The organism is Herminiimonas sp. NPDC097707 (assembly GCF_044761395.1).
Classification (GTDB): Bacteria; Pseudomonadota; Gammaproteobacteria; order Burkholderiales; family Burkholderiaceae_D; genus Oxalicibacterium.
This window is the reverse complement of sequence record NZ_JBIWCI010000002.1, coordinates 214,002-240,130: the sequence shown is the minus strand read 5'-3', so window position 1 is coordinate 240,130 and position 26,129 is coordinate 214,002. Positions and strand designations below refer to the sequence as shown.

Genomic DNA, 26,129 nt, shown 5'->3' with positions numbered 1-26,129 from the left:
GCAAGAGGGGGGGCGGGTACAAAACTCCACAACAAGACAGGCGCAGAATGGCGGTTGCGCAGATGAGGCGATGGTGCGTTGATGGCGCAGCGAAGGTATTTTCGCTGGCAAAAGAAATCAATTAAAAGAGAAATGACAGATGCACTGGGGCGTCGTCTTTTTTTTCATGAATTGAAAGGCCGTTATTCTGTAGCAGGCGAATCATCAATGCAAAACCAATCCGCCGACCAGAACTGCAAGCCTGACTTTATTTGGATGCAGCTGATCATAAAGGGGTGGGAATGTCTTTTCCCGACAAAACCTTGTCAATATCCGCCAACATGCAGGCAACTCGTTGACAAGTTGTTGCATCGTAAAGACGGAACGACAACGTTCATCAAAACTGTCGGAAGACAATTATCAGGACATTAATATCGCGTTCGGTATTGCATTGGAGGAGATGTGCCGGTCAGCCAACTTTCGGCTGATGCAAGTGGAGGATCAAGGGAGAAGTGATCGGAAGTGAGTCGTAATGTATCTACGTACCCGACAACATAATTCAACGTGTCGGGTGGCAAAGCAAAAGCGCATTCCACCAAGCCCGCGTCTCAATACACCTCTTCCGCAATGTCACCCTCCGGCGGAAGAGGCATTTAAGGTATTCACGCACCCGGCAGCACAATCAGTACGGTAGCTTTGCTTAGCCGTTGCAGCTTGAGCTGCATCGCAATCTGCGAGGTCACGGCCTGGTTTTTAGATGAATAAGATGAGTTGCCGAGTCATGGATGATGCCTGCGCTATTAGCGCGATGCAGCATGCGACTCGAACAGGGGAATGCCGCGCAGGATCTTGTTTTGCATATCTTCTATAAAGGCTTGCGGTCCGTAACCCAGGGTTTCGCCGGCCTGCTCGTAAAAGAAGGGCCGCCCGGTTTGGCGGCTGAAGTTCATCATCCATTCCAGCTCTGTCGCAGTCAGATCGCGCCCGCCATAGGCCAGCCGGTAAGCTGCCTGGCCGCGCCAGGTGGTTTTCACGATGATCACGCCTAGCTCGGTAGGTTTGAAGGACTCCGGGAAGGGGCTGTCGGGATCGACCCAGCCGCAGGAAAACTGGCGGCAGGGAGAATCCGGCCGCGTTTCATAAATACTGCAACCGCCGTCGCGCACGAAATGGCAGCGCACGCCGGGTTTCATTTCATGTCCGTAGATCGTCGACGCCAGCCAGCCGTCGCAGCAGGCAGTGCAATCCCAGCATGCGCGCGGCGCATTGCTGGCAGCTTGCGGCTTGACGGGTGCTATCTGTATAACCTGGCCGCAGCATTTCTTGTATTTCTTGCCGCTGCCGCAAGGACATGGATCGTTTCTACTGGGTTTCACTTCGCGAACTACCTTTCATGGCAAGGCGTCATTATGATGCGAGTACACTTTTTTTGCTGTATTGCCTGTAGCGGATGCGCGAGAAAGTTATTCGCGTACCCGGAATATAAAAAAGGCACCCGAAGGTGCCTTTTTATAAAACAGTTCAAACCAAGCAGGCTAGGCCTGCCGGGAATTAGAACTTGTGACGCATACCAACGGCGAAGACCGATGCGTTTTCGCCGTTTGGAGCTACAGCAGCGCCAGTAGCCAAGCCCAGACGTGCGTTGGCATCGTTCGAGGTGTGCGAGTAACCGGCGTACAGGTTGGTACGCTTTGACAGGTCGTATGCGTACATGATGGCAGCACGTTTCGAGTCTGCGTTGAGCGCGCCAACAGTACGGTTGTCGTTGACCGAGTACGAAGCCATGATCGAGCCAGCTGCGCCAACTTTCGCACTTACGCCGATCAGGTAGTTACGCGCTTTCAGATCTGCTTTGCCAGCATCTTTGATTTTGCTGTCGCCATAAGCTGCGTGCAATTTCGCTACGCCGAAGTCGTAGGTTGCGCCCAGGAACGTAGCGTTAGATTTGCCATCAACAACAGCGGTGGTCGCACCACCGAAGCCAGGTACGGCTGCGCCAGGATTGCGATCCTGAGTGTGGTAGCCAAACTGAACATTCAATGGGCCGTTTGCATAGCCAGCGTTCACGCCAGCGTTGCTGTTTTTGCTGGTCGAACCTGCTGTTTCACCAAAGCCGTAAGCTGCGCCGAATTTGAAGCCGCTGAACGAATTGCTGGTGTACTTGATCGAGTTGGAGATACGGCCATTGTCGCCAGCCAGTGCGCCGCCGAAGAAAGTTTGGCTGATAGGAGCGATCGTGCCGCCGTCACCGAACGGATCGATTTGGTCGTATGCATCTTTGATTGCCGAAACTTGGCGACCCAGATTCACAGCGCCGAAGTTGCCCGACAGGCCAACGGTAGAAAAACGGTTAAACATGCCGGTGGTTGCATTGGTGGTGCCGGCGTCAGCTGCAATCGTGCTTTCCAACATGAAGTTGGCTTTCAGGCCGTTGCCCAGATCTTCAGTGCCTTTGAAACCGATGCGGCTAGCCGATTGGTTGCCCGAAGTGATGCCGGTTGTACGGCCGGCTACATTGCCGTCGTCTATGCTGGTGATGCCCAGGTCCATGATACCGTAGACGGTAACGGACGATTGTGCCGATGCAGCACCTGCGAATGCGCCCAATACGGCTAATGCCAGAAGCGATTTTTTCATTTAAAAGTTTCCTCAAATGTTGTTTTAGAAATACACACTTGCCAGCAAGTGATGCACATAGATCCTGCGGAGCTGCCTGCCTTGCGCAATCCTTATTACAAGGCGACGTTCTGATTGAAACAAATTAGCCCCGCAGTGACAACCAAAATATCAAAAGCGCATGGTTGAAAGGGCGGAAGTGACGTTTTTTTGCAACAAAGCGGTGTGGCAGTATGCCAAAACGAGGTGTGCGTGACATGTGATGATGCGGGCAATGTTGTTGTATTTATATTGGTCTGCATCGCATTGTGATCCATCCGGCATCGGTCTGCGATGAGAGGTAACTCTAAAACATATGGCTGATCCCGGCTGAAATGCCGGTTTGCCGGGTTTGTCTGCCGGGCGGCAGAGAGGCAAGCCCATGCAATACGGCTTGATCGATATCGGCATATAGGCTGGTGCGCGGCGACAGGGCGTAAGTGGCACCGACGATCAGCAAGTTGCGTCTGGCGATTTCATTTCGCGTAGCTTCTAGCGTGGTGCGGTAATAACCGGCCGTCAGGCTGGCGGCCGACGTGAAATCGTAACGCGCGCCCAGCCAGATGTTTTTTGCCTGACTGGTAATGGCCGTTGTGGTGTTGATATAGCCGCCGGTAATGCGGAGGGCATCTATCTTGTAGCCGCCGCCGAAGGTGATCTGGTTTTGCTCACGGTAATCGGGGGTAATTGCACCGGCGGCGGCGATGTTTGGTTTTTGTTTGGTGTAGGCGCCGCCGACAGTAAAGATGCCGTCGTTATAGACGAGCCCGACTGCCTTGGCCGCCTGATTGCGGCTGCTGCCGGGGACTTCGCCCATGATGTATTCCGCGCTCGCGGTAAAGCTGCCGAACTTGCCGAAATACTGGATGCCGTTGCTGAAACGGGGGCCATCTATCGTTCCAAAGCTGTTCATCGGCCCATACGGACTGCGTACCTTGCCATCGATATTGCCGGCGACTGCGCCTGCCAGCGGAATGATATGCACATAGCGATACTGAAAGGGCTCGTAGGAATAAACCGCCTTGCAGGCAACCGATGGCTGGCGGCCGAAGTCGAGGGAGCCGAAGGAGCCGGCGATGCCGATGGATGAAATCCGGTTGAACAGGCGATTTTCCTTGTTGTCGAGTTCGCCGGTGCCGGTGTTGAATCCGCTTTCCAGGTGGAAGTGCACATTCAGGCCGCCGCCCAGATTTTCCGTACCTTTGATGCCGAGACGGTTGTTGTAATACTCGCCGTTAGACCCCAGCTTTGTGGTGCTGCCTCCACTTGCAGTGGTATTCGTTACATGACGTATGCCACTGTCTATGGTGCCGTACATACTAATAGATGAGGGTGCGCCATCGTTGATGAAAGCTGTTTTGGCTCCGCCGGCGTCGGTAGGTTGCGGACTCCCATTTTCTTTGAAGGTGCCGTAAATAGTCATGGCTGGCTGGGCATCTGCCATGCCGGCAAGGAAGCCGATGCCTGTCAACAGGAAGTGTGCAATTTTCATTTTTGGAGCGGAAGGGGTGGTCTGTTATTTTTTCGGATTGTTGGTGTATAACGTTCCGCAATTCACAGATTACTGATACAGGCTAAGTGAAGTTCGTACAAATTCTTTTTGACATGCGTTAGCATTTCGCAAAAGACGGCCAGTATTGAGATGGCACGTCGCCCCCTTACAACAAACCTTACCTTGAGCAGGATATGAAATACATAAGTCCTTTTGATCGCTTCATCCGGCATTTCGATAGCGCTTTGCGTGTGATCAGCGGCGTGTCTGCCGCTTCGCGCCCGAGTCCGGCAAGCGGTGTTGCAGATGGCGTGCTGGGCGATGCCGAGCGCCGGCATAGCGCAGGCCTGATGCGGGTCAATCATGTCGGCGAGGTGTGCGCACAGGCGCTGTACCAGGCGCAGGCGCAGTTCGCGCATAGCGATGCCATCAAACAGCAATTTGAACTGGCCGGTCGCGAAGAAGAAGATCATCTGGCGTGGACCGCGCAGCGTTTGCGTGAGCTGGGCTCGCGCCCAAGTTTATTGAACCCGCTTTGGTATGCCGGCGCCTATGCCCTGGGTACGGTTGCGGCGAAGCTGGGCGATGCGCGCAGTCTGGGTTTTGTGGTGGAAACCGAGCGTCAGGTTGAAGCGCATCTGAATGAGCATATGAACCGTTTGCCACCGCAGGATGCGAAGTCGCTGGCAGTGGTCGCGCAAATGAGTGCCGATGAAGTGGCGCATGGCTCCGCTGCACAAGCTCTGGGTGCGCAAGCCGTGTCGCCGCTGGCGCAAAAAGGCATGCAGGCAATGTCCAAGATCATGACCACGACCGCTTATTACATTTAATAACAGGCGGGAAGCTATCGGAGCTGATCTTTGCAATCAGCTCCGGGAGAAAAACAGCTTGGTCTTGCGCGTGACGTTTCCAGTCACGCGGTAAATCAGGCAGCAGCAGGCGCTGCGTCGTCCACGATCTCGAACGAGTGTGTGATTTCTGCTGTTTTCTCCATCATGATCGACGCCGAGCAGTATTTGTCGTGCGAGAGCTTGATGGCGCGCTCCACCACATTGGCTTTCAGGTTGCGGCCGCTGACGGTGAAGTGGAAGTGGACCTTGGTGAAGACTTTCGGATCGGTTTCTGCGCGCTCCGATTTGAGCGACACTTCGCAGCCGCGCACGTCCTGGCCGCTCTTGCGCAGGATCACGACCACATCGTAGGCGGTGCAGCCGCCAGTGCCCAGCAAGACTACTTCCATCGGGCGCGGCGCCAAGTTACGGCCCCCACCTTCCGGCGCGCCATCCATCGCGACGATGTGGCCAGAGCCAGTTTCAGCCAAAAAAGTCATGCCGGACAAGCCGGTCCAACGTACTGTGCATTCCATGGTTTTCTCATTCAGTTGCGTTTAGTTGTGTCATTGTAACTGTTTGGCCGGCGTTCAATAAGCGTGTAAATCACCGGGTCGATGCGACTTTTGTCTTGCAAGACGCGCAATAGCAAGGACGGCACGAGAAAATGCTTGTCCCGGGAAGATTAAATTTGACGCTAAGTCCTTGAAAAGACTATAATCTGCGGTTCTTTCGTTTGCTCAGGAAGAGATAACAAGGCCGAGTACGCGGGCAAACAAGGCAGCAGGGCGCGCGTAACCACCATTTGAGCGATTTAATTATTTAGGAAGTCATCATGAAAACCTTCTCCGCTAAAGGACACGAAGTCCAGCGCGATTGGTTCGTGATTGACGCGACGGACAAAGTCCTCGGACGTGTTGCCAGCGAAGTGGCACTCCGACTGCGCGGCAAACACAAACCGGAATTTACCCCTCACGTCGATACAGGCGACTTCATTGTCGTCGTCAACGCAGGCAAACTGCGCGTGACCGGTACCAAAGCAACAGACAAAACATACTATCGCCACTCTGGTTATCCAGGCGGTATCTATGAAACCAACTTCAAGAAAATGCAAGAGCGTTTTCCAGGTCGTGCGCTCGAGAAAGCGGTCAAGGGCATGTTGCCTAAAGGCCCACTCGGCTACGCGATGATCAAGAAGCTCAAAGTGTACGCTGAGGAAACTCATCCGCACGCCGCGCAGCAACCAAAAGCACTTGAACTGTAAGGAACGGACATGATCGGTAACTACAACTACGGAACCGGCCGTCGCAAAAGTGCAGTGGCTCGCGTTTTCATCAAATCGGGCTCCGGCCAGATCGTCGTCAACGGCAAGCCAGCGAATGAATATTTTTCGCGCGAAACCGGCCTGATGGTGATTCGTCAACCTCTGGAATTGACCAACAATGTCGAAACTTTCGACATCATGGTCAACGTCAACGGCGGCGGCGAATCCGGTCAAGCGGGTGCTGTGCGTCACGGCATTACCCGTGCCCTGATCGACTACGATGCAACCTTGAAACCAGAGCTGTCGAAAGCCGGCTTTGTTACTCGCGATGCACGTGAAGTTGAACGTAAAAAGGTTGGTCTGCGCAAAGCTCGTCGCGCAAAACAGTTCTCCAAGCGTTAATATTCACGAAAGTGCGCGCGTTTTCAGCGCACCGAAAAGCCGCCTGGTTTGCACCTGGCGGCTTTTTTCATCTGGGTCCCCGTTTGTTCAACCCCGGGTGTTACATCTTTTCCTGAGGTCGCCCAAGCAATGCGGCGGCATCGCCTGTTAAAATAAAACGAAGTAAAGTTTGCTAGGAAGAAACATGATCAAGGTTGGCATCGTCGGTGGTACCGGTTATACGGGCGTCGAGTTGTTGCGTATTTTGGCGACACACCCGGAAGTCGAATTGACTGCGATTACCTCGCGCAAAGAAGATGGTTTGCCGGTTTCCGACATGTTCCCATCGTTGCGCGGCCGCGTCGATCTGGCGTTTTCCTCGCCGGACAAAGCTAAATTAACTGAATGCGATGTGGTCTTTTTTGCCACGCCGCACGGTGTGGCAATGGCGCAGGCGCCGGAATTGCTGGCGGCCGGCGTCAAGGTGATCGATCTGGCAGCCGACTTCCGCTTGCAGGATCTTGCCGCGTTTGAGCAGTGGTACAAGATGCCGCATAGCTGCCCTGATCTGTTGAAAGAAGCTGCCTACGGCCTGGTTGAACTGAACCGGGATGCAATCCGCAAGGCGCGCATCGTCGGCAATCCCGGCTGTTATCCAACGACCATGCAACTGGGCTTGGCGCCGCTGTTGAAGGCGGATGTCATCGATGCATCGCATTTGATCGCCGACTGCAAATCAGGTGTGTCGGGCGCCGGTCGCAAGGCGGAAGTGAGCATGCTGTTTGCGGAAGCGGGCGACAACTTCAAGGCATATGGCGTATCCGGCCACAGGCATTCACCTGAAACGGTAGAGCGCTTGCAGACCTTGACCGGGCATAAAGTCGGTCTGCTGTTTGCGCCGCATCTGGTGCCGATGATACGGGGCATGCATTCGACGATGTATGCGCGCCTGACGAAAGAGATGGACAACGCGGCCTTGCAAGCACTCTTTGAAAATGCCTACGCCAACGAACCCTTCGTCGATGTAATGCCTTTCGGTTCGCATCCTGAAACGCGTTCCACGCGCGCGTCGAATATGTTGCGCATTGCCTTGCACCGCCCAAATGATGGCGACACGATCGTGATACTGGTTGTGCAGGACAATCTGGTAAAAGGCGCTTCTGGCCAGGCGGTGCAATGCATGAATTTGATGTTCGGCCTGCCGGAAACAACCGGTTTGCTGCACGTGCCGGTGCTGCCGTAATGAAACACGCGCAATAGCATGACGAAAGCAAAGCAGGCACCGAAACCGGTTTTCAAATCATTGCAGCGCAAGCTATGGTGGCAGCGCTGGTCCATTTCCGCGCCGCGGATGACGATCAAGAATCATCTGCCCTGGCCTTTGCGCGTGATCGTGATTGCTGTCGTGCTGGGTTTGAGTGCGGCGATTGCGATGTGGGCCTACGATTTGGGACGCAGCTTTACCAGTTTCAACAAGGGGGCAAGCGCACCACAACTGGTCGAGATTCAGGAACAGATCAAGCAGATCAGCGCCGAGCGCGACCGCTTTCAAACCACGGTCAATGCAGCGGAAAGCCAGCTGAATATAGAGCGCTCGTTGCAGGCGCAACTGACCCGGCAGATCAAGACGCTGGAGTCGGAAAACAGCAAACTGAAGGATGATCTTTCCTTCTTCGAGAGCCTGTTGCCAACCAATACCGGGGCGCAAGGCATCACGATACGCCGTTTCAAGGCGGATATGGCTGAGCCGGGGCAATTGCGTTATCGACTATTATTGATGCAAGGCGGTAAACTGGTCTCTGATTTCATAGGGAACTACCAGCTGGTTGTGACACTGGTGCAGGAGGGCAAAAGTGCTATCATGACCCTCCCGAAACCGGACGCCGCCGATAAGTTCAGGCTATCGTTCAGGCATTATCAGCGTATCGAAGGGGTGCTGGCCCTGCCAGAAGGTGCGACGGTCAAATCAGTCCAGATCAAGGTTCTTGAAAAAGGCACGATGCGTGCGCAACAGTCTACAGATTTGTAAAGGAGCGTCATCATGTTTAGCCGGAAAACAAAAAGTACGATTGATAGTCTGATTGGCGCAGCAACAAATATTGCAGGTAATGTGCATTTCAAGGGTGGATTGCGCATCGATGGCTGTGTGAAGGGCGATGTGATCGCGGATGCGGATGAAACCAGTATGCTGGTGATTTCCGAACATGCCAAGGTCGAAGGCGAAGTACGCGTTGCGCATTTGCTCGTCAATGGTGTTATCGTCGGACCGGTATATTCGTCGGAACTACTTGAATTGCAGCCGAAAGCCCGCATAACTGGCGATGTGCATTACAAGGCGCTGGAGATGCATGGCGGCGCTGTCGTTTCGGGGAAATTGACGCACGATACGATGGAAGAGCCGATTTTGAAGTTGGCTATGCCCGTACTTGCTGCCAATAATACGTAAAGTCTGACTCAGGTCTATAATGAAGTATCGTTTTCCAGCAGGAGTTTGAAATGAATGCAATTGCCGAAATGCCATCCCCTATCCTTTTCAGCGACAGCGCTGCAGCCAAGGTTGCCGAACTGATCGAGGATGAAGGTAATCCGGATTTGAAGTTGCGCGTGTTCGTGCAGGGCGGCGGTTGCTCCGGCTTCCAGTACGGTTTCACGTTTGATGAAATCGTCAATGAAGACGACACCACGATGACCAAGAACGGCGTACAGCTGTTGATCGATTCCATGAGCTATCAATATCTGGTCGGCGCAGAAATCGATTACAAGGATGATCTGGAAGGCGCGCAATTCGTCATCAAGAATCCTAACGCAACGACAACTTGCGGTTGCGGCTCGTCCTTTACCGCTTGATATCACTCCCTCTTCGGGCCTCATGGCCTGAAACAAAAAAGCGCAGAAGATTCTGCGCTTTTTTTACGTCTGTATCGCGAGAGGAAACTCAGGCCGGATACAGCGCGCCCAGAATGCGTAAGCCGCGTGCTCCCGTTACCGAAGGCAGATTGCCCGGTTCGCGCATGTAAAAGCGCTGTGCCAGCCACGCAAAGGCCAGCGCCTCCATCTGATTCGGCGCCACGCCCAGCGCGGCAGTCGAGGCGACCTGTATCGATGGATTGTGCAGTCTGAGCGCATAGTGGATCAGCGTCATCAGATAATCGTTGTAGGCACCGCCGCCGCAGACATAGACTGCCTGGGTTTGCGGGGCATGCGTCTTGATTGCATCGCTCAAGGTGGTCGCCGTGAAAACGGCGAGTGTAGCCTGCACATCGGCGCTGTGTATCTGCGGGAAGTCGGCCAGCTTGTGCGCCAGCCAGGCTGGATGAAACAGGTCGCGCCCCGTGCTTTTTGGTGGAGGCATGCTGAAAAATGCTTCGTCACGCAGTGCTTTCAACAGCGCGGCATTTACTTTGCCGGTCTTCGCCCAGTCGCCATTGGCGTCATAAGGCTGGCCGTTGTGCTGCGCTATCCATGCATCCATCAAGACGTTGCCGGGGCCGGTATCGAAGCCAATCACAGGCGCATTGCGATCTTGCGACAAGACGCTGATATTGCAGATGCCGCCGATATTGACGAGTACGCGGTTTTCTCCGGCGTCGCTGAACAGCGCGTGATGGAAGGCCGGCACCAGCGGTGCGCCCTGGCCGCCGGCAGCAATATCGCGACTGCGGAAATCTGCCACCACATCGATACCCGTCCATTCGGCCAGCGCGGCCGGATTGTTGGTCTGACGCGTGTAGCCGGCTTCCGGCCGGTGCCGTATGGTTTGCCCGTGCACGCCGATTGCCAGTACGTTTTCCGGCCCGACTTTCGCTTCGCGCAACAGTGTACTTACGCATTCCGCATAGTATTCGGCCAACTGATGGGCCGCCAGGGCTTCGCGATGGATTTCATCCGGCCCTGCAGTTTGCAGGGCCATCAGTTCGGCGCGCAAAGAGTCTGAAAACGCGACGTAGGCAGCGGCCAGAGTTTGTTGCGGCATGCCATCGGGGGAAAATGCTGTCAGTACGCCATCGACGCCATCGAGGCTGGTGCCGGACATCAAGCCGATGAAAAGAGCGGGGCGGGTATCAGGAGTGGACATAAAAAAACCGTTCGTCGAGGAAAAGTGATTTTAAGTCACTCTGCACCGAACGAACGGTTTTTTGCTGCAGTTTTACGCAGTGGGAGTGTTTTGCTTACTTCGCCGCCAGTCGGGTATTGCTGTTTTCCGGAACCAGCAGCGCAAAGCGGTGCGACATATCGCCAGCGACGTTGCGGAAACGCTGCATTTGCGCCGCAGTCAAAGGCGCCGCATTCGGGATATCAACCGACATGGGGTCGCGTGCCTCGTTGTTGACGCGGAATTCATAATGCAAATGCGGGCCGGTCGACCAGCCGGTGGTGCCAACATAGCCGATTACCTGCCCCTGGCTGACTTTGGTGCCTTTGCGCATATTGGCGGCGAAGCGGCTCATGTGGGCGTAGGCGGTGGAATATTTCGACCAGTGCTTGATAACGACCACATTGCCGTAGCCGCCCTGTTTGCCGGCGAAATCGATGACGCCATCGCCGGAAGCGCGGATGGCGGTGCCAGTCGCGGCGGCGAAATCAACGCCCTTATGTGCTTTCCACTTGCCGGAAATCGGATGTTTGCGCAGCGAGAAGCCGGATGAGATACGCGAAAATTCAAGCGGCGATTTCAGGAAAGCTTTTTTCAATGATTTGCCGTCGAAGCTGTAATAGCCGCCGCTTTGCGTGTTGCCTGGCTCTTCAAACCAGACCGATTGATACGTTGCCGGGCCGTTCATGAATTCGCCCGCCAGCACGCGGCCGGCGTGTACGTACTCGCCGTTTTGCCAAAAGGTTTCATAGACCACGTTGAAGCGGTCGCCGCGGCGCAGATCGGAACCGAAGTCGATGTTGGTGGAAAACATGTCAACGATTTGCGATGCAATGTTGTCGGGAATTTGCGCAGCATCGGTCGCGGCAAACAGCGAGGAGCGGATGGTGCCGGAGCGCATCTCGATGCGCTTTTCCATCGCGACCGGCATTTCGGCTGCCTTGAGGCGATTGCCTTCGCGCGTGATCACGATATTCGTGAGCGCTTCGTTGCGGCCGCCGGAAACCGTGCTGCTGAGCCAGTTCAATTCACCGTTTGCGTCGGTTTGCGCCTGCACGCGTTTGCCGGCTTTCAACTGCATGACGCTGCGGGCAATCGGGTCTGACTTGATGAAGGCGGCGGCCTCGTTGTCGTCTACACCCAGGCGATCGAGCAAGGTGGCCAACGTATCGCCGGAACGCACCCGTTCTTCGCTGATATAGTTTTGCGGCTTGGCTTCCAGCGCAGCAATTTGCTCGGCCAGATGCGGCAAGGCTAATTCCTGCGTAATGGATTTGATCGGCAAATCGTCTGCGTCGGGCGCCATAGGCGCCACGCCTGCGGCGCCAAAAGCGCATACTGCCAGCACCAGTGCGGAGCCGGAAATGACGCGTGTCTTGCGAGAGGAGCCGAGTAAAAGACTTTTGTAACGGGAGCTTGCGCTCAGGAATTTATTTAATGTGAACATGCAATAAGTTAAAATCTGCCGCTTGTTCAGTGCTCTTGCTTTTATTGTTGATGAACGGCAAGGTTATAAGTGCCTGAAAATCATATCGAAAAGCATTGTAACCACTTCTGCTTTTCTTACCTCTATTTCTTACACTTTTTTTCCAAAACATGGACGTTTCTTCAAGTAGCAAAGCGACACTATTGCCTCTCTCCGACGCAGTGCAGGAGGCCTTGACGGTCGCCAAGCGCGGTGTTGAAGAATTGTTAATCGAGACCGAGTTCGCGCAAAAACTGGCGCGCTCCGAACAGAGCGGCAAGCCTTTGCGCATCAAACTCGGTCTGGACCCTACCGCACCGGATTTGCACCTTGGGCACACTGTCGTGCTGAACAAGATGCGTCAGTTGCAGGATCTGGGCCATCAGGTGATCTTTTTGATCGGCGATTTTACCTCGATGATAGGTGACCCGTCCGGGCGCAATATCACGCGTCCGCCATTGACGAAAGAGCAGATCAGCGAGAACGCGAAAACCTATTTTGCACAAGCCAGCCTGGTGCTGGACCCGGCGCGCACCGAGATCCGTTACAACTCCGAATGGTGCGATCCGCTGGGCGCACGCGGAATGATTGAGCTGTCGGCGAAATACACGGTGGCGCGAATACTGGAGCGCGAAGATTTCACCAAGCGTTTTCAGTCGAATACGCCGATTTCACTGCATGAATTCCTGTACCCGCTGATGCAGGGCTACGATTCGGTGGCGCTGAAGTCGGATCTGGAACTGGGCGGCACCGATCAGAAATTCAATTTGCTGGTCGGTCGCGAATTGCAAAAGAGTTACGGTCAGGAGCAGCAATGCATTTTGACCATGCCTTTGCTGGAAGGTCTGGACGGCGTCGAAAAGATGTCCAAATCGAAAGGCAATTACATCGGCATCACCGAGCCGGGCAACACGATGTTCGCCAAGCTGATGAGTATTTCTGATGTGATGATGTGGCGTTATTACGAGTTGTTGTCCTTCCGTTCGCTGGCTGAGATTGCGCAGTTCAAGCAGGAAGTCGAGGGCGGCCGCAATCCGCGCGATATCAAGGTCTTGCTGGCGCAGGAAATCGTTGCGCGCTTCCACTCGGTGCAGGCCGCTGAAGATGCGCTGGCCGATTTCGTCAATCGCTCCAAGGGCGGTATTCCGGACGATATTCCCGAGCTGGCTTTGAGTGGTGCGCCGCTCGGTATCGGCCAATTGCTGAAGCAGGCGAATCTGTGCGCTTCGACGTCGGAAGCCTTGCGCATGGTCGAGCAGGGTGGTGTGCGTATCGATGGCACGGTGATTAGCGACAAGGCCTTGAAAGTGGAAGCGGGCACCGTCGTGGTGCAAGTTGGCAAGCGTAAATTTGCGCGCGTTACCTTGTCGTAATCAAACAGGTGTTCATGAACTGCTTTTGTAAAGATTCTGCATGATTGCCTTGTTGCAGCGGGTGACGTGCGCCAGCGTCGTGGTGAATGACGCCACGATAGGCGCCATCGATGCGGGTTTGATGGTGTTGCTATGCGCAGAGCGCGGCGACACGCAGAAGGAGGCAGATGCCTTGCTGGGCAAGTTGTTGGCGTATCGCGTGTTTGCCGACGATGCCGGCAAGATGAATCGCAGTGTGATGGATGTTGCCGGCGGTTTGCTGCTGGTGCCGCAATTCACACTGGCCGCCGACACCTGCTCCGGCACGCGCCCGTCTTTCACGCCGGCAGCCGCGCCGGAACTGGCGCGCAAGCTGTTTGATTATTTCGTTGCGCAGGCCGCACAAAGACATGCGCAGGTCGCGACCGGAGAGTTCGGCGCCGACATGCAGGTATCATTGACCAACGATGGGCCGGTGACATTCTGGTTGCAGGTCAAGCCGGCGATTTGACTTGCCGCTGTGTTGATGCAGCGGCCGGTAAAATAGCGTCACAGAAAACAGGTGGGCACATGATGAAGTTATGGAGTGATGATTTTGAGGACGGCGCTGCGATTCCTGGTGAGTACGCATTTTGCGTGATCGATCCGGTGACGCATGTCGCCTTGTCCACCAATAAAAATCCGCATCTGGCGTGGAGTGATGTGCCCGCTGGTACAAAATCGCTGACCTTGATCGTGCACGATCCCGATGTGCCTTCGCGCGGCGACGACGTTAATCAGGAAGGCAAAACCGTGCCGGCCGATTTGCCGCGTGTCGATTTCTTTCACTGGGTGCTGGTCGATGTGCCGCCCGGTATTGCGCAGATTGACGCCGCGTCATTCAGTGACGGCGTCACGCCGCGCGGCAAATCCGGCCCGGCGATTACTGCCTCGCCGATAGACGGCGCGCAGATTAATCCACGTCAGGGCCTCAACGATTACACCGGCTGGTTTGCGCAGGATGCACAAATGGCGGGCGATTATTTTGGTTATGATGGCCCGTGCCCGCCGTGGAACGATGCGATCGTGCATCGTTATGTATTCACCTTGTACGCACTGGATATTGCACAGGTTCCAGTCGATGGTAAGTTCACGGGTGCGCAAGTACGCGATGCGATTGCCGGACACGTGCTGGCGCAGGCCAGCCTCTGCGGATGGTATGGATTGAATCCGGCTGTGTTGCCGACAACGAAATAAAACATGACTGAAATACTGTTGATTCGCCACGGCGAAACCGATTGGAATGTCGAGAAGCGGCTGCAGGGGCATACCGATATCGATTTGAATCGTGAAGGTGTGCGGCAAGTTGCGGCGCTTGGCCGTGCTTTGCTGGATGAACCCTTGGATGCCATTTTTTCCAGCGACTTGAAACGCGCATTGGGTACGGCGCAGGGAATTGCGATACCGCGCGGCATGAGTGTGCAACTGCACAAGGATTTGCGCGAGCGCTGTTTTGGCGCCCTGGAAGGTTTGTTGCATCCGGAAATCCATGCGCGCTATCCGGACGAATATACGGCCTGGAAAGGACGCGATATCGATGCGCGTTATCCGCCAGGTGAGTTTCATGCAGAAACGCTGCGTGAATTTTCAACGCGTGCCATTGCAGCCATTGCCGGCCTGGCTAATACGCCCGGCTACCGGAAAATTGCCATCGTCACGCATGGTGGCGTGCTGGATTCCGTTTATCGTCATGCAAAGAGCATGGGTTACGAACATCCGCGCGATTTCGATGTACTTAATGCCAGCATCAATCGCGTCAGTTGGGATGGTGCGCATTTTCAGATACTGAAATGGGCTGATGTTGCACATCTTGCGCATGCCACGCTGGACGAAAGCGATAACGCGGCATAAGCAGATTGATAACAAAAGCGCCATGAAATACAACGTTTGCCCTATTTCATTGCTTTTAATCTAAAACGCGACTGGCCCGCTGGCAGATGCAGATAAAATAGCGCTTTCTCCCACTGTCAGCCTGCGTCGTGAACATCGGCCCTTATTCCCTACCGAACAATGTGTTTGTCGCCCCGATGGCGGGGGTGACCGATAGACCGTTTCGCCAATTGTGCAAGCAACTGGGCGCCGGTTATGCGGTGTCCGAGATGGCGGCCTCCAATCCGCGTTTGTGGGCGACCGACAAATCCACGCGCCGGACGAATCACGATGGCGAAGTGGAGCCGAAGGCGGTGCAGATCGCCGGTGCCGATCCGCTGATGCTGGCTGAATGTGCAAAATTCAACGTCGATCGCGGTGCGCAAATTATCGACATCAATATGGGTTGTCCGGTCAAGAAAGTCTGCAACAGCTGGTGCGGTTCTGCCTTGTTGCAACACGAATCGCTGGTGGCGGACATTCTCGAAGCCGTGGTTGCCGCAGTCGATGTACCGGTCACGCTGAAGTTTCGCACCGGTTGGGATAGGGCGCACAAGAATGCATTGAACATTGCACGTATTGCCGAGCAGAGCGGTATTGCGATGTTGACTTTGCATGGTCGCACGCGTGCCGATGGTTACAGTGGCGAAGCAGAGTACGAGATGATTACTGCGGTCAAGGCAGCGGTATCGATCCCCGTTGTGGCAAACGGCGACATTACGACGCCGGAGAAGGCGAAGTTCGTGCTGGAGGCCACGGGTGCCGATGCGATTATGATAGGTCGCGCTGCACAGGGGCGACCGTGGATATTTCGCGAGATCGTGCATTACCTGCATACAGGCACGTATTTGCCGGCGCCGCTGATTTCTGAAGTGCGGTCCCTGATGGATGAGCATTTGCGCGCACACTATGCTTTTTACGGCGAGTATCTGGGCGTACGTACGGCGCGCAAGCACATAGGCTGGTATGTGCGCGAGCTGATAGGCGGTGAAGCATTTCGCCAGCAGATGAACCGCCTGGAAGACTGTGAACAGCAACTGGCGGCCGTGAATGAATTTTTTGAGTTGCAGCTGACCCATGGCGAACGGTTACAATATCGTCCGACTGAAGAAAAGTTGGCCGCCTGATAACCGGTCCGTTATTGTCATTGACATGGCGATAGCCGGCTCCGGAAATTTATAAAAACGATTATAAAAACGCGCAATCAACGAACACATGAGCAAAGATAATATTCAAGACGTCGTCAAGAAAAGCCTGGAAAAATATTTCAGGGATCTGGGCGAGCAAATGCCATCGAATGTTTACGAGATGGTGGTATTTACTGTCGAAAAGCCGATACTGGAAGCAGTCATGGAGCGTGCCGAAGGTAATCAGTCGCACGCCGCCGACATGCTGGGCATCAATCGCAACACCCTGCGCAAGAAGTTGCAACAGCACGACATGCTGTAAGGCGCGGGTAGAATTCATTGTCAAAGTAGTGCAAACGTCTGCTGCAATACCTTTCTTCCTGTTATTCGCGCAGGAAGTAAATAAGGCAAGGGCAACAAGCCCGCGAAGATAGATTGCCTTGCGCCTTTACCTTATTTAAATTAGTCCACCTATCCCATCATGATCAAACAAGCTCTCATCTCAGTTTCCGACAAAACAGGCGTACTCGATTTTGCACGCGCCTTGTCCGCCATGGGCGTTAACATTCTGTCGACCGGCGGCACTGCAAAATTGCTGGCGGAAAACGGTATCAGCGTGACGGAAGTTGCCGATTACACCGGCTTCCCGGAAATGCTGGACGGCCGCGTCAAGACGCTGCATCCGAAAGTGCATGGCGGCATTCTGGCGCGCCGCGATTTCCCCGAGCATGTTGCTGCGCTGAGCAAACACGACATTCCCACCATCGATATGGTGGTCGTCAATCTGTATCCATTCCAGCAAACTGTTGCGCGGGCCGAATGCTCGCTGGAAGATGCAATTGAAAATATCGATATCGGCGGCCCCGCCATGCTGCGTTCGTCCGCCAAGAATCACAAGGATGTGATCGTCATTTGCGATCCTTCCGATTACAGCCTGGTGTTGCATGAATTGAACACCAACAACGGTGAAGCAACGTACGAAACCAAATTCGCGCTGGCGAAAAAAGTGTTCGCGCATACTGCGCAATACGATGGTGCGATCACCAACTATTTCACTTCGCTGGGTGCGGACAAGCAGCACGCAACGCGCAGTTCCTATCCGGCTACGCTGAACCTGCATTTTGAAAAAGTGCAGGAAATGCGCTATGGCGAAAACCCGCATCAGTCGGCAGCCTTCTATCGCGAAAGCAATCCGCAGGTCGGCGCACTGGCGAACTACACGCAATTGCAGGGCAAGGAACTGTCGTACAACAATATCGCCGATGCAGATGCTGCATGGGAATGCGTGAAGACTTTTGATGAAGCAGCTTGCGTCATCATCAAGCACGCTAATCCTTGTGGCGTGGCAGTCGGCATTACGCCGTTCGAGGCTTACAGCAAGGCATTGCAAACCGATCCGACTTCAGCCTTTGGCGGCATCATCGCCTTCAATCGCGAAGTCGATGGCAATGCGGCGGAAGCGGTTGCCAAGCAATTTGTCGAAGTGCTGATTGCGCCATCATTTACCGAACAGGCGAAGAAAATATTCGCCGCGAAACAAAACGTCCGCTTGCTGGAAATCCCGCTCGGCGATGCAGTCAACAGTCACGACTTCAAACGCGTAGGCGGCGGCTTGCTGGTGCAATCGCCGGATGCGAAAAATGTCGCGCTGGCCGAATTGAAAATCGTCAGCAAGAAGCAACCGACGCCGCAGCAATTGCAGGATCTGATGTTCGCGTGGCGCGTTGCCAAGTTCGTCAAATCGAATGCGATCGTGTTCTGCGCCAATGGCATGACGATGGGCGTGGGCGCTGGCCAGATGAGCCGTATTGATTCGGCGCGCATCGCAGCGATCAAGGCGCAAAATGCAGGTTTGTCGCTGGTCGGCACCGCTGTTGCGTCGGATGCATTCTTCCCGTTCCGCGATGGTCTGGATGTCGTGGTTGAAGCGGGTGCAACCTCGGTGATCCATCCGGGCGGTTCGATGCGCGATCAGGAAGTCATCGACGCAGCTGACGAACACGGCATCGTGATGATGCTGACCGGTACCCGGCATTTCCGTCACTAAACAATAAATTAAGCAAAAAGCTTGATGCGACCAAGGTCGCATCAACCTAACTCTACCCATATATCCCATGAAAATTCTCGGCATCGATCCCGGCTTGCGTACTACCGGTTTCGGCGTGATCGAGAAGCAGGGCAACAAGCTCAGCTACATTGCCTCGGGCACCATCAAGACGCCGGATGCCGATTTGCCGCAGCGTCTCAAAACCATACTTGTCAGTGTTGCGGAAGTAATCGCAACCTACAAACCGGATTGCGCGGCGATAGAAAAAGTTTTCGTCAACGTCAATCCCCAATCGACTCTCTTGCTTGGACAGGCACGTGGTGCTGCGATTTGCGCATTAGTGGGCGCTGACTTATTTGTGGCCGAGTACACGGCCTTGCAGGTCAAGCAGGCGGTGGTGGGGCAGGGCAAGGCGCAAAAAGCGCAGGTGCAGGATATGGTGCAACGCTTGTTGAAGCTATCCGGTTTGCCCGGCACCGATGCGGCCGATGCGCTGGGCGTGGCAATCTGTCATGCGCATAGCGGTGAAACTCTGAGTATGCTGGGCGCTCTGGCGCCGGAGCTGGCGAAAAAAGGCTTGCGCGTGCGCGGCGGCCGCCTGGTCGGATAATGCACGCTTACGCATTTAGCAATTTACAACCCTTATTACCAAGGTCGTCACGATGATAGGTCGTCTCTCTGGAACTCTGCTCGAGAAAAATCCGCCGCAATTGCTGGTTGATTGCAATGGTGTTGGTTATGAAGTCAACGTGCCTATGAGCACCTTCTACAATCTGCCCGGCCTGGGTGAAAAAGTCGCCCTGCTGACGCATCTGACGGTACGCGAAGATGCGCACATTCTGTTCGGCTTCGGCACTGCGGAAGAACGCAATGTGTTCAAACAACTGGTCAAGATCACCGGCATAGGCGCACGTACCGCCTTGTCGATTTTGTCCGGCATGTCGGTGGCCGATTTGTCGAATGCCATCACCTTGCAGGAAGCCGGACGCCTGACCAAAATTCCCGGTATAGGCAAGAAAACTGCGGAACGTCTGCTGCTGGAATTGAAAGGCAAACTCGGCGCCGATCTGGGCGCCGCCGGCGGTGCGATTCACAGCGATGCTACATCCGATATTCTGAATGCACTGCTGGCGCTGGGTTACTCCGACAAGGAAGCGCTGCTGGCGATGAAGCAGGTGCCGGCCGGTAGTGGTGTTTCCGACGGCATCAAGCTGGCGCTGAAGGCACTGTCAAAAGCCTGAGTGCAAATGCTCTGTGACTAAATTCCGCTGCCCTCACGCTACAATGCGACCATGAGTATTCAAACCGACGATTTCAGCGAACAACGCATCATTGCCGCCACGCCCGCTTCCGCCAATGAAGAGGCGATCGAGCGCGCACTGCGCCCCAAACACCTGGACGAATATGTGGGGCAGGAAAAAATCCGCGGCCAGTTGGAGATATTCATTACCGCCGCGCGGCAACGGCGCGAAGCGCTGGACCACACCTTGCTGTTCGGCCCGCCGGGTTTGGGCAAGACCACATTGGCGCACATCATCGCGCGCGAAATGGGCGTCAATCTGCGCCAGACTTCCGGCCCGGTGCTGGAACGCGCCGGCGATCTGGCTGCGCTGCTGACCAATCTCGAAGCCAACGACGTGCTGTTCATCGACGAAATCCATCGCCTGTCGCCGGTGGTCGAAGAAATTTTGTATCCTGCGCTTGAGGACTATCAGATTGACATCATGATAGGCGAAGGTCCGGCAGCTCGATCGGTGCGACTCGACCTGCAACCATTCACATTAGTCGGCGCCACGACGCGTGCCGGCATGCTGACCAATCCCTTGCGCGATCGTTTCGGCATCGTGGCGCGGCTGGAGTTTTACACGCCGCTGGAATTGACCAAGATCGTCACACGCAGCTCGTCATTGTTGAATGCACCTATCGATGAAGACGGTGCATTCGAGATCGCCAAGCGCAGTCGCGGCACGCCGCGTATTGCGAATCGCCTGCTGCGCCGCGTGCGTGATTATGCGGAAGTCAAAGGCAATGGCGACATTACCAAGGCCATGGCCGATGCTGCGCTGGTGATGCTGGATGTCGATCCGGTCGGTTTCGATGTGATGGATCGCAAGTTGCTGGAAGCGGTGCTGTTCAAATTCAACGGCGGTCCGGTCGGTCTCGACAATCTGGCTGCCGCAATCGGCGAAGAGCGCGATACCATCGAAGACGTACTGGAGCCGTATCTGATCCAGCAAGGCTTTTTGCAACGTACGCCGCGCGGCCGCATCGCAACGCCAGTGGCCTACGCGCATTTCGGTGTCACGGCGCCGCAAACCGGCCCTAACGGTGAGTTGTGGGGCGGGCAATAAGCCCGCATAGCAGCCATTCCATCTGAAAGAATTCCATGCAAATCTGGGTTGATGCCGACGCCTGTCCCAGTGTGATCAAGGATGTGCTTTTTCGCGTTGCTGACCGGCTGGAAGTGCAGGTCACACTGGTGGCGAATAAACTATTGCGCACGCCGCCCTCGCGTTTCATCCGGGCGATACAGGTACCGGCCGGCTTCGATGTGGCCGACAATGAAATCGTGCGTCTGGTGCAGGAAGGCGATCTGGTCATTACCGGCGATATCCCGCTGGCTGCCGATGTGCTGGAAAAAGGCGGCTTGCCACTGAATCCGCGCGGCGAGTTTTATACCAAGGACACGATTCAGCAACAACTGACAATGCGTACCTTTATGGATGAATTACGCAGCAGTGGCGTCGACACTGGTGGCCCGGCTGCGTTCAGCCAGAGTGACACGCGCAATTTTGCCAACCAGCTGGATCGTTTTTTGACCCGAATAGGAAAGTAATTCCTGTCGACTGGTCGAAATGGCAATATATTGCCGCCGGTATTGTTCAATGCCAGGCGCTTCCGGCAATCCCATTTTTTTATACTTGCAGATAGCTTGCAGCTTTGCAGGAGATGAACCTTATGTAAGAATGTTGCGTCGAATGCAATTCGTTTGCTTCATTTATTTCTCTGCGCGAGCCCCTCATGTTGATGTCTACCCAAGCCAACCGCTACGCGCACCAGTTACTGGCCGCCCGAGCGAGTTCGCAGCAAATTCCCTGTATCAGCAAGGAAACCGCCTTGTCGATTGCCGACGGTTACGATATTGCCAAATGCATAGTCGATATTCGCATTGCGCAGGGTGAAACGCCGATCGGTCGCAAGATCGGTTTCACCAATCGCAAAATCTGGCCCAAGTACGGTGAACAAGAACCCATCAAGGCACCGATCTGGGCGCACATCTATGACGATACCGTGCGTTATGCCGACAACAATCAGGGCGTGCAAAGTCTGACGGGAGCCGTACAGCCGCGCATCGAACCGGAGATCGTATTCAAACTGCGCCGGGCGCCGAAGAAAAATGCGACGCTGAACGATATCGCCGATTGCATAGAATGGATGGCGCATGGCTTTGAACTGGTTGACTGCCCGTTTCCCAACTGGAAATTTGAAGCCGCCGATGCCGTTGCCGCTTTCGGCTTTCACGGCAGTCTGATCGTCGGCGAACCGCATATGCTGTCAGCGGCGACGCGACGCAACCTGGCGGACATCCTGACCGCAGCCAGCGTTTCCCTGTCGTACAGCGAGGGCGCAGAGTTCACTTTGCATAGCGCGGGTTACGGCAGCAATGTACTGGATAGCCCGCTGCATGCACTGTTGAACCTGCATGAAACCCTGAAGATGCAAGCGCAGTTTGCGCCGCTGGCGGCAGGTGAAATCATTGCCACCGGCACACTGACGGATGCATATCCAGTCAAGCCCGGACAAACCTGGTCGACCGCTTTTTCCGGCGTTGCCTTGCCTGGCATGACGCTTTCGTTTGTGTAATGCATGTAGATGGATTCTTGAGATAGCGCCGTTCATTCAGCGCGCTGAATAATAAAAAACGCCTGACTTCTTTGACGAAGTCAGGCGTTTTTTCTTGCCGGTTAAATTGGCCGGCAACGTGCAGCTTGCGCGTTACAGCTTGGCAAATTGTTCGCGCAGTTTTTCCAGTGTGGCGGAGAAGTTGGCAACGCGTTCCTTCTCTTGCGCCACCACTTGCGCCGGTGCGCGGGCAACGAAACTTTCATTGCCGAGCTTGCTGTTGGCTTTGGTGATTTCGCCATCCAGACGTGCAATCTCCTTGCTCAGGCGTTCGCGTTCGGCGGCCACATCGATTTCCACTTTCAGCATCAGCTTGGCAGCACCGACGATGGACACTGGCGCCGGCGATTCCGGCAACTGCTCGGCAACATTGACTTCCGACAGTTTCGCCAATGCCTGCAGATACGGTGCGAACGATTGCAGACGCGCAGCCTGTGCGGGATCGCCGGCTTCCATGATCAGCGGCACGCGCAAGGCCGGCGACAACTGCATTTCGCCGCGCAGATTGCGGCAGGCGTCGGTCATGGATTTCAATTCCGCCATCCAGCTTTCCGCCTGCTCATCCAGCTTGCCGGGCTGTGCTTCCGGATAAGGCTGCATCATGATGGAATCACCCGCCGGATTCATTTTGTGACCGGCCAGCGGTGCCACGGTTTGCCACAGCTGTTCGGTGATGAATGGAATGATCGGATGCGCCAGACGCAAGATGGTTTCCAGTACGCGCAATAGCGTACGGCGTGTCGCGCGTTGCTGCGCTTCGGTGCCGGTCTGGATCTGCACTTTCGCCACTTCCAGATACCAGTCGCAATATTCATCCCAGATGAACTGGTACAGCGATGACGCAATATTGTCGAAGCGATAGTCGGCAAAGCCCTTGGCGATATCCGCCTCGGTGCGTTGCAGCTTGGAGACGATCCAGCGATCCGCTTGCGAGAAATCGGTATAGCCGCCCGCTTCTCCGTTCGTTGGGCAATCGCCGGGTGCGCATGGTCCCGCTTTGTCGAAGCCGCAATCCTGGCCTTCGCAATTCATCAGCACGAAGCGGGTGGCATTCCACAGCTTGTTGCAGAAATTGCGATAGCCTTCGCAGCGATGCAAATCGAAATTGATGTTGCGACCCAGCGAGGCATAGCTCGCCATCGTGAAGCGCAGTGCATCGGTGCCGTAGGCGGCAATGCCGTTCGGATATTCCTTGCGCGTGGCTTTTTCGATACTCGCAGCCTGCTTCGGATTCATCAGGCCGACCGTGCGTTTGGCGACCAGGTCTTCGACGCTGATGCCGTCGATCAGATCGATAGGATCGAGCGTGTTGCCTTTCGACTTCGACATTTTCTGCCCGCTGCTGTCGCGGATCAGGCCATGCACATACACGGTGTTGAATGGCACCTTGCCGGTGAAGTGCGTGGTCATCATGACCATGCGTGCAACCCAGAAGAAAATGATGTCGAAACCGGTGACAAGTACCGACGATGGCAGGAAGTTTTTGAAGTCCGGCGTTTCTTCCGGCCAGCCCAGTGTGGAAAACGGCACCAGTGCGGAAGAGAACCAGGTATCGAGTACGTCTTCGTCGCGTGTCAGCGGGCCGTTATAGCCCAGTGCTGCAGCCTTGGCCTTGGCTTCTTCTTCATTGCGTGCGACGTAGACTTTTCCTTCGCTGTCGTACCATGCCGGGATCTGATGGCCCCACCACAATTGTCGTGAAATACACCAGTCCTGAATATTGTTGAGCCACTGGTTGTAGGTATTGGCCCAGTTTTCCGGCAGCAGTTTTACTTCGCCGCTGGCGACTTTTTCCAGTGCCACTTCTGTAATCGATTTGCCCGGGAAGTGCGTGCCTTCCGGTGCGGGTTTGCTCATCGCCACAAACCATTGATCGGTCAGCATTGGTTCGATCACGGCATTCGTGCGATCGCCGCGCGGCACCATCAGTTTGTGCGGCTTGACCAGCTCCAGCAAACCTTGCGCATCGAGATCGGCGACGATCTGTTTGCGTGCGACGTAACGGTCCATGCCTTGATACGCGACTGGTGCGAATTCATTGATCTTGGCATCCAGCGTCAGGATGCCGATCTTGTCGAGGTTGTGGCGCTGGCCGACAGCGTAATCGTTGAAGTCATGCGCAGGCGTGATCTTCACGCAGCCGGTGCCGAATTCCTTGTCGACGTAATCGTCGGCAATGATGGGAATGGCGCGATCGCACAGCGGCAAGGTCAGCAGCTTGCCGACCAGATGTGTATAACGTTCGTCGTCAGGATCAACGGCAACCGCGACGTCGCCCAGCATTGTTTCCGGACGCGTGGTGGCGACGACGATGAAGTTGCGTTCTTCCCATTCGGTCGCATTGCCGGCTTCGTCGTATGCAATCGGGAACTTGTAGCTGGAACCGTCCGCCAATGGATAGCGGATATTCCACATATGGCCGTCTTCTTCTTCCGAGATGACTTCCAGATCCGAGACGGCAGTGCCGAGCACCGGATCCCAGTTGACCAGACGTTTGCCGCGATAGATCAAGCCTTGTTCGACCAGACGCACGAATACTTCCGTCACCACTTTCGAGCGCGGTTCATCCATCGTGAAGTATTCACGGCTCCAGTCCGGCGAGGTGCCGAGGCGGCGCATCTGGCCGGTAATGATGGAGCCTGATTTTTCCTTCCACTCCCAGACTTTCTCGATGAATTTTTCGCGGCCCAGATCGTGGCGCGTAATTTTTTGTGCATCGAGCTGGCGTTCCACCACGATTTGCGTGGCGATGCCGGCATGATCCGTGCCGGGTATCCATGCCGTGTTGAAGTTGCGCATGCGATGGTAGCGCGTCAAACCATCCATGATGGTCTGATTGAAACCGTGCCCCAGATGCAGGGTGCCGGTTACGTTAGGCGGCGGTAACTGTATGCTGAAGGATGGTTTGTCGGCGTCGGTGGTGGCGGTGTAATATCCGCGTTTTTCCCATTCTGTGCGCCAGAACGCTTCTATATCGGCAGGATCGAAAGACTTGGCTAATTCCATGATTTTGAAAGAATTGAATCGAATCAAGCATTATAAGTGACGATGCGCCATGCATCGCCCGGGATGCAGGTAAATGGTAGAATTCTGACTCCTCCGATGGATACCAGCCTTGATTTTTATGCAAGAGATGGCTGTTCCTGCAGGATGGCGATTGCCCTGCAAGGCAAAACGGGCGGCGCAGACGGACATTGCGGACGTTGCTGTGCGGCGGAATACAATTTTTTGCTCCGATTTGTTTCAAGTCAGGCGAGCAGCATGCACCCCATTGGAAATAGTGAAGCGATGATGGAAATCGAACTAAACGGAGCTGCGCATCAGTTGCCAGCGAACCAGAACGTGGAAGAGTTGATTGCCGGCTTGTCGCTGGCCGGTAAGGCTGTGGCGGTAGCGATCAACCGTGAAATCGTGCCACGCAGCGCCTGGGCGCAACGACAGTTGCAGGCAGCCGATCGCGTCGATGTTGTACGCGCTATCGGTGGCGGTTGATTGCATGGGCGCAGTCCAGGGTTTTCATCCGCGCTGAAATGAATATGGGGAACAACTGTTCCTGCAATATTTAAGATTGTTTACTTTAATTTGAATGCGGTTTGCGTCGCTCTGCACGACGCTCGACCGCCTCGGCATCCC

The 26,129-nt window shown here is 55.0% G+C and carries 28 protein-coding genes; 21 read left to right on the top strand and 7 right to left on the bottom strand.

The features are described from left to right. Window positions 1–132 precede the first annotated feature (132 nt). Complete coding sequence (locus ACIQW9_RS14590; RefSeq protein WP_402338567.1) at window positions 133–411, top strand: hypothetical protein; 279 nt, start codon at window positions 133–135, stop codon at window positions 409–411. Between the two features lie 368 nt (window positions 412–779). On the opposite strand, the gene ACIQW9_RS14585 is transcribed toward ACIQW9_RS14590, so the two are convergent. From ACIQW9_RS14585 to ACIQW9_RS14575, 3 genes are all read right to left on the bottom strand, one after another. Next, window positions 780–1,355 carry an SEC-C metal-binding domain-containing protein gene (locus tag ACIQW9_RS14585; protein WP_402338565.1) on the bottom strand — a complete coding sequence of 192 codons (576 nt, stop codon included), beginning with the start codon at window positions 1,353–1,355 and terminating at the stop codon, window positions 780–782. A gap of 175 nt (window positions 1,356–1,530) precedes the next feature. After that, entirely contained in the window at window positions 1,531–2,616 is a 1,086-nt protein-coding gene (locus tag ACIQW9_RS14580) for a porin (protein ID WP_402338563.1), read from the bottom strand. Between the two features lie 325 nt (window positions 2,617–2,941). Then, window positions 2,942–4,126, bottom strand: a complete 1,185-nt coding sequence (locus ACIQW9_RS14575; RefSeq protein ID WP_402338561.1) for a porin — start codon at window positions 4,124–4,126, stop codon at window positions 2,942–2,944. A gap of 194 nt (window positions 4,127–4,320) precedes the next feature. Here ACIQW9_RS14575 and coq7 point away from each other — a divergent pair, with 194 nt between their 5' ends. Next, the gene (gene coq7 / locus ACIQW9_RS14570; protein ID WP_402338559.1) at window positions 4,321–4,956 is read left to right on the top strand and encodes a 2-polyprenyl-3-methyl-6-methoxy-1,4-benzoquinone monooxygenase; all 636 of its coding nucleotides are present in this window, start codon (window positions 4,321–4,323) and stop codon (window positions 4,954–4,956) included. A 95-nt stretch (window positions 4,957–5,051) separates the two neighbouring features. Here the strand turns inward: coq7 and ACIQW9_RS14565 are convergent, their stop codons facing one another. Beyond that, window positions 5,052–5,492 carry an OsmC family protein gene (locus tag ACIQW9_RS14565; RefSeq protein WP_402338557.1) on the bottom strand — a complete coding sequence of 147 codons (441 nt, stop codon included), beginning with the start codon at window positions 5,490–5,492 and terminating at the stop codon, window positions 5,052–5,054. A 299-nt stretch (window positions 5,493–5,791) separates the two neighbouring features. Here ACIQW9_RS14565 and rplM point away from each other — a divergent pair, with 299 nt between their 5' ends. The 6 genes from rplM to erpA all read left to right on the top strand — a co-directional run bounded on the left by rplM (window position 5,792) and on the right by erpA (window position 9,448). Next, window positions 5,792–6,220, top strand: a complete 429-nt coding sequence (gene rplM / locus ACIQW9_RS14560; protein ID WP_011869815.1) for a 50S ribosomal protein L13 — start codon at window positions 5,792–5,794, stop codon at window positions 6,218–6,220. Window positions 6,221–6,229: 9 nt separating this feature from the next. Beyond that, window positions 6,230–6,622 carry a 30S ribosomal protein S9 gene (gene rpsI, locus ACIQW9_RS14555; protein ID WP_011869816.1) on the top strand — a complete coding sequence of 131 codons (393 nt, stop codon included), beginning with the start codon at window positions 6,230–6,232 and terminating at the stop codon, window positions 6,620–6,622. A 184-nt stretch (window positions 6,623–6,806) separates the two neighbouring features. After that, window positions 6,807–7,844 (top strand): N-acetyl-gamma-glutamyl-phosphate reductase, encoded by a 1,038-nt coding sequence (argC, locus tag ACIQW9_RS14550; protein WP_402338555.1) that lies wholly within the window; start codon window positions 6,807–6,809, stop codon window positions 7,842–7,844. Between the two features lie 18 nt (window positions 7,845–7,862). After that, window positions 7,863–8,630, top strand: a complete 768-nt coding sequence (locus tag ACIQW9_RS14545) for a DUF6776 family protein (RefSeq protein ID WP_402338553.1) — start codon at window positions 7,863–7,865, stop codon at window positions 8,628–8,630. A gap of 12 nt (window positions 8,631–8,642) precedes the next feature. After that, complete coding sequence (locus ACIQW9_RS14540) at window positions 8,643–9,047, top strand: polymer-forming cytoskeletal protein (RefSeq protein WP_011869819.1); 405 nt, start codon at window positions 8,643–8,645, stop codon at window positions 9,045–9,047. Between the two features lie 50 nt (window positions 9,048–9,097). Beyond that, window positions 9,098–9,448: an iron-sulfur cluster insertion protein ErpA gene (gene erpA, locus ACIQW9_RS14535; protein ID WP_011869820.1), complete on the top strand. Its 351-nt coding sequence runs from the start codon at window positions 9,098–9,100 to the stop codon at window positions 9,446–9,448. Between the two features lie 88 nt (window positions 9,449–9,536). On the opposite strand, the gene ACIQW9_RS14530 is transcribed toward erpA, so the two are convergent. Next, window positions 9,537–10,676, bottom strand: a complete 1,140-nt coding sequence (locus ACIQW9_RS14530) for an anhydro-N-acetylmuramic acid kinase (protein WP_402338552.1) — start codon at window positions 10,674–10,676, stop codon at window positions 9,537–9,539. Window positions 10,677–10,770: 94 nt separating this feature from the next. Continuing rightward, a complete protein-coding gene (locus ACIQW9_RS14525; protein ID WP_402338550.1) occupies window positions 10,771–12,141 on the bottom strand; it encodes a peptidoglycan DD-metalloendopeptidase family protein in 1,371 nt (456 codons plus the stop codon). A 149-nt stretch (window positions 12,142–12,290) separates the two neighbouring features. Here ACIQW9_RS14525 and tyrS point away from each other — a divergent pair, with 149 nt between their 5' ends. The 12 genes from tyrS (at window position 12,291) to ACIQW9_RS14465 (ending at window position 22,457) form a co-directional block, all read left to right on the top strand. Next, a complete protein-coding gene (gene tyrS, locus ACIQW9_RS14520) occupies window positions 12,291–13,532 on the top strand; it encodes a tyrosine--tRNA ligase (RefSeq protein WP_402338548.1) in 1,242 nt (413 codons plus the stop codon). A gap of 40 nt (window positions 13,533–13,572) precedes the next feature. Then, entirely contained in the window at window positions 13,573–14,022 is a 450-nt protein-coding gene (gene dtd, locus ACIQW9_RS14515) for a D-aminoacyl-tRNA deacylase (RefSeq protein ID WP_402338546.1), read from the top strand. A 62-nt stretch (window positions 14,023–14,084) separates the two neighbouring features. Then, window positions 14,085–14,747, top strand: coding sequence for a YbhB/YbcL family Raf kinase inhibitor-like protein (locus ACIQW9_RS14510; protein WP_402338629.1), 663 nt, complete (start codon window positions 14,085–14,087; stop codon window positions 14,745–14,747). 3 nt (window positions 14,748–14,750) lie between these two features. Further along, complete coding sequence (locus tag ACIQW9_RS14505) at window positions 14,751–15,401, top strand: histidine phosphatase family protein (protein ID WP_402338544.1); 651 nt, start codon at window positions 14,751–14,753, stop codon at window positions 15,399–15,401. Window positions 15,402–15,529: 128 nt separating this feature from the next. Further along, window positions 15,530–16,546 carry a tRNA dihydrouridine synthase DusB gene (gene dusB / locus ACIQW9_RS14500; RefSeq protein ID WP_402338542.1) on the top strand — a complete coding sequence of 339 codons (1,017 nt, stop codon included), beginning with the start codon at window positions 15,530–15,532 and terminating at the stop codon, window positions 16,544–16,546. An 88-nt stretch (window positions 16,547–16,634) separates the two neighbouring features. Further along, a complete protein-coding gene (locus ACIQW9_RS14495) occupies window positions 16,635–16,868 on the top strand; it encodes a Fis family transcriptional regulator (protein WP_011869828.1) in 234 nt (77 codons plus the stop codon). A 159-nt stretch (window positions 16,869–17,027) separates the two neighbouring features. Next, window positions 17,028–18,593, top strand: a complete 1,566-nt coding sequence (gene purH, locus ACIQW9_RS14490) for a bifunctional phosphoribosylaminoimidazolecarboxamide formyltransferase/IMP cyclohydrolase (RefSeq protein ID WP_402338540.1) — start codon at window positions 17,028–17,030, stop codon at window positions 18,591–18,593. Window positions 18,594–18,660: 67 nt separating this feature from the next. Next, window positions 18,661–19,203 (top strand): crossover junction endodeoxyribonuclease RuvC, encoded by a 543-nt coding sequence (gene ruvC / locus ACIQW9_RS14485; protein ID WP_402338538.1) that lies wholly within the window; start codon window positions 18,661–18,663, stop codon window positions 19,201–19,203. Window positions 19,204–19,255: 52 nt separating this feature from the next. Further along, on the top strand, window positions 19,256–19,834 hold the full coding sequence (gene ruvA, locus ACIQW9_RS14480; RefSeq protein ID WP_402338536.1) for a Holliday junction branch migration protein RuvA: 579 nt from the start codon (window positions 19,256–19,258) through the stop codon (window positions 19,832–19,834). A 51-nt stretch (window positions 19,835–19,885) separates the two neighbouring features. Next, window positions 19,886–20,944, top strand: a complete 1,059-nt coding sequence (gene ruvB, locus ACIQW9_RS14475) for a Holliday junction branch migration DNA helicase RuvB (protein WP_402338534.1) — start codon at window positions 19,886–19,888, stop codon at window positions 20,942–20,944. Between the two features lie 35 nt (window positions 20,945–20,979). Further along, on the top strand, window positions 20,980–21,429 hold the full coding sequence (locus ACIQW9_RS14470) for a YaiI/YqxD family protein (protein ID WP_402338531.1): 450 nt from the start codon (window positions 20,980–20,982) through the stop codon (window positions 21,427–21,429). A 185-nt stretch (window positions 21,430–21,614) separates the two neighbouring features. After that, window positions 21,615–22,457 carry a 2-keto-4-pentenoate hydratase gene (locus ACIQW9_RS14465; RefSeq protein ID WP_402338528.1) on the top strand — a complete coding sequence of 281 codons (843 nt, stop codon included), beginning with the start codon at window positions 21,615–21,617 and terminating at the stop codon, window positions 22,455–22,457. Between the two features lie 132 nt (window positions 22,458–22,589). On the opposite strand, the gene ACIQW9_RS14460 is transcribed toward ACIQW9_RS14465, so the two are convergent. Continuing rightward, window positions 22,590–25,502, bottom strand: coding sequence for a valine--tRNA ligase (locus ACIQW9_RS14460; RefSeq protein ID WP_402338525.1), 2,913 nt, complete (start codon window positions 25,500–25,502; stop codon window positions 22,590–22,592). Window positions 25,503–25,787: 285 nt separating this feature from the next. Here ACIQW9_RS14460 and thiS point away from each other — a divergent pair, with 285 nt between their 5' ends. Further along, window positions 25,788–25,988, top strand: a complete 201-nt coding sequence (thiS, locus tag ACIQW9_RS14455) for a sulfur carrier protein ThiS (RefSeq protein ID WP_083781032.1) — start codon at window positions 25,788–25,790, stop codon at window positions 25,986–25,988. Window positions 25,989–26,129: the final 141 nt, after the last annotated feature.

What these genes read in the sequence shown, in the direction of transcription:
- thiS (WP_083781032.1), top strand. Translation starts at nt 25,788, where the DNA reads ATGGAAATCGAACTAAACGGAGCTGCGCATCAGTTGCCAGCGAACCAG.
- rpsI (WP_011869816.1), top strand. Translation starts at nt 6,230, where the DNA reads ATGATCGGTAACTACAACTACGGAACCGGCCGTCGCAAAAGTGCAGTG.
- ACIQW9_RS14540 (WP_011869819.1), top strand. Translation starts at nt 8,643, where the DNA reads ATGTTTAGCCGGAAAACAAAAAGTACGATTGATAGTCTGATTGGCGCA.
- ACIQW9_RS14505 (WP_402338544.1), top strand. Translation starts at nt 14,751, where the DNA reads ATGACTGAAATACTGTTGATTCGCCACGGCGAAACCGATTGGAATGTC.
- ACIQW9_RS14525 (WP_402338550.1), bottom strand. Translation starts at nt 12,141, where the DNA reads ATGTTCACATTAAATAAATTCCTGAGCGCAAGCTCCCGTTACAAAAGT.
- ACIQW9_RS14545 (WP_402338553.1), top strand. Translation starts at nt 7,863, where the DNA reads ATGACGAAAGCAAAGCAGGCACCGAAACCGGTTTTCAAATCATTGCAG.
- coq7 (WP_402338559.1), top strand. Translation starts at nt 4,321, where the DNA reads ATGAAATACATAAGTCCTTTTGATCGCTTCATCCGGCATTTCGATAGC.
- tyrS (WP_402338548.1), top strand. Translation starts at nt 12,291, where the DNA reads ATGGACGTTTCTTCAAGTAGCAAAGCGACACTATTGCCTCTCTCCGAC.
- dtd (WP_402338546.1), top strand. Translation starts at nt 13,573, where the DNA reads ATGATTGCCTTGTTGCAGCGGGTGACGTGCGCCAGCGTCGTGGTGAAT.
- ACIQW9_RS14495 (WP_011869828.1), top strand. Translation starts at nt 16,635, where the DNA reads ATGAGCAAAGATAATATTCAAGACGTCGTCAAGAAAAGCCTGGAAAAA.
- ACIQW9_RS14580 (WP_402338563.1), bottom strand. Translation starts at nt 2,616, where the DNA reads ATGAAAAAATCGCTTCTGGCATTAGCCGTATTGGGCGCATTCGCAGGT.
- ruvC (WP_402338538.1), top strand. Translation starts at nt 18,661, where the DNA reads ATGAAAATTCTCGGCATCGATCCCGGCTTGCGTACTACCGGTTTCGGC.
- rplM (WP_011869815.1), top strand. Translation starts at nt 5,792, where the DNA reads ATGAAAACCTTCTCCGCTAAAGGACACGAAGTCCAGCGCGATTGGTTC.
- ACIQW9_RS14510 (WP_402338629.1), top strand. Translation starts at nt 14,085, where the DNA reads ATGAAGTTATGGAGTGATGATTTTGAGGACGGCGCTGCGATTCCTGGT.
- ACIQW9_RS14460 (WP_402338525.1), bottom strand. Translation starts at nt 25,502, where the DNA reads ATGGAATTAGCCAAGTCTTTCGATCCTGCCGATATAGAAGCGTTCTGG.
- ACIQW9_RS14465 (WP_402338528.1), top strand. Translation starts at nt 21,615, where the DNA reads ATGTTGATGTCTACCCAAGCCAACCGCTACGCGCACCAGTTACTGGCC.
- erpA (WP_011869820.1), top strand. Translation starts at nt 9,098, where the DNA reads ATGAATGCAATTGCCGAAATGCCATCCCCTATCCTTTTCAGCGACAGC.
- ACIQW9_RS14565 (WP_402338557.1), bottom strand. Translation starts at nt 5,492, where the DNA reads ATGGAATGCACAGTACGTTGGACCGGCTTGTCCGGCATGACTTTTTTG.
- ruvB (WP_402338534.1), top strand. Translation starts at nt 19,886, where the DNA reads ATGAGTATTCAAACCGACGATTTCAGCGAACAACGCATCATTGCCGCC.
- argC (WP_402338555.1), top strand. Translation starts at nt 6,807, where the DNA reads ATGATCAAGGTTGGCATCGTCGGTGGTACCGGTTATACGGGCGTCGAG.
- ACIQW9_RS14470 (WP_402338531.1), top strand. Translation starts at nt 20,980, where the DNA reads ATGCAAATCTGGGTTGATGCCGACGCCTGTCCCAGTGTGATCAAGGAT.
- ACIQW9_RS14530 (WP_402338552.1), bottom strand. Translation starts at nt 10,676, where the DNA reads ATGTCCACTCCTGATACCCGCCCCGCTCTTTTCATCGGCTTGATGTCC.
- ACIQW9_RS14575 (WP_402338561.1), bottom strand. Translation starts at nt 4,126, where the DNA reads ATGAAAATTGCACACTTCCTGTTGACAGGCATCGGCTTCCTTGCCGGC.
- ruvA (WP_402338536.1), top strand. Translation starts at nt 19,256, where the DNA reads ATGATAGGTCGTCTCTCTGGAACTCTGCTCGAGAAAAATCCGCCGCAA.
- ACIQW9_RS14590 (WP_402338567.1), top strand. Translation starts at nt 133, where the DNA reads ATGACAGATGCACTGGGGCGTCGTCTTTTTTTTCATGAATTGAAAGGC.
- purH (WP_402338540.1), top strand. Translation starts at nt 17,028, where the DNA reads ATGATCAAACAAGCTCTCATCTCAGTTTCCGACAAAACAGGCGTACTC.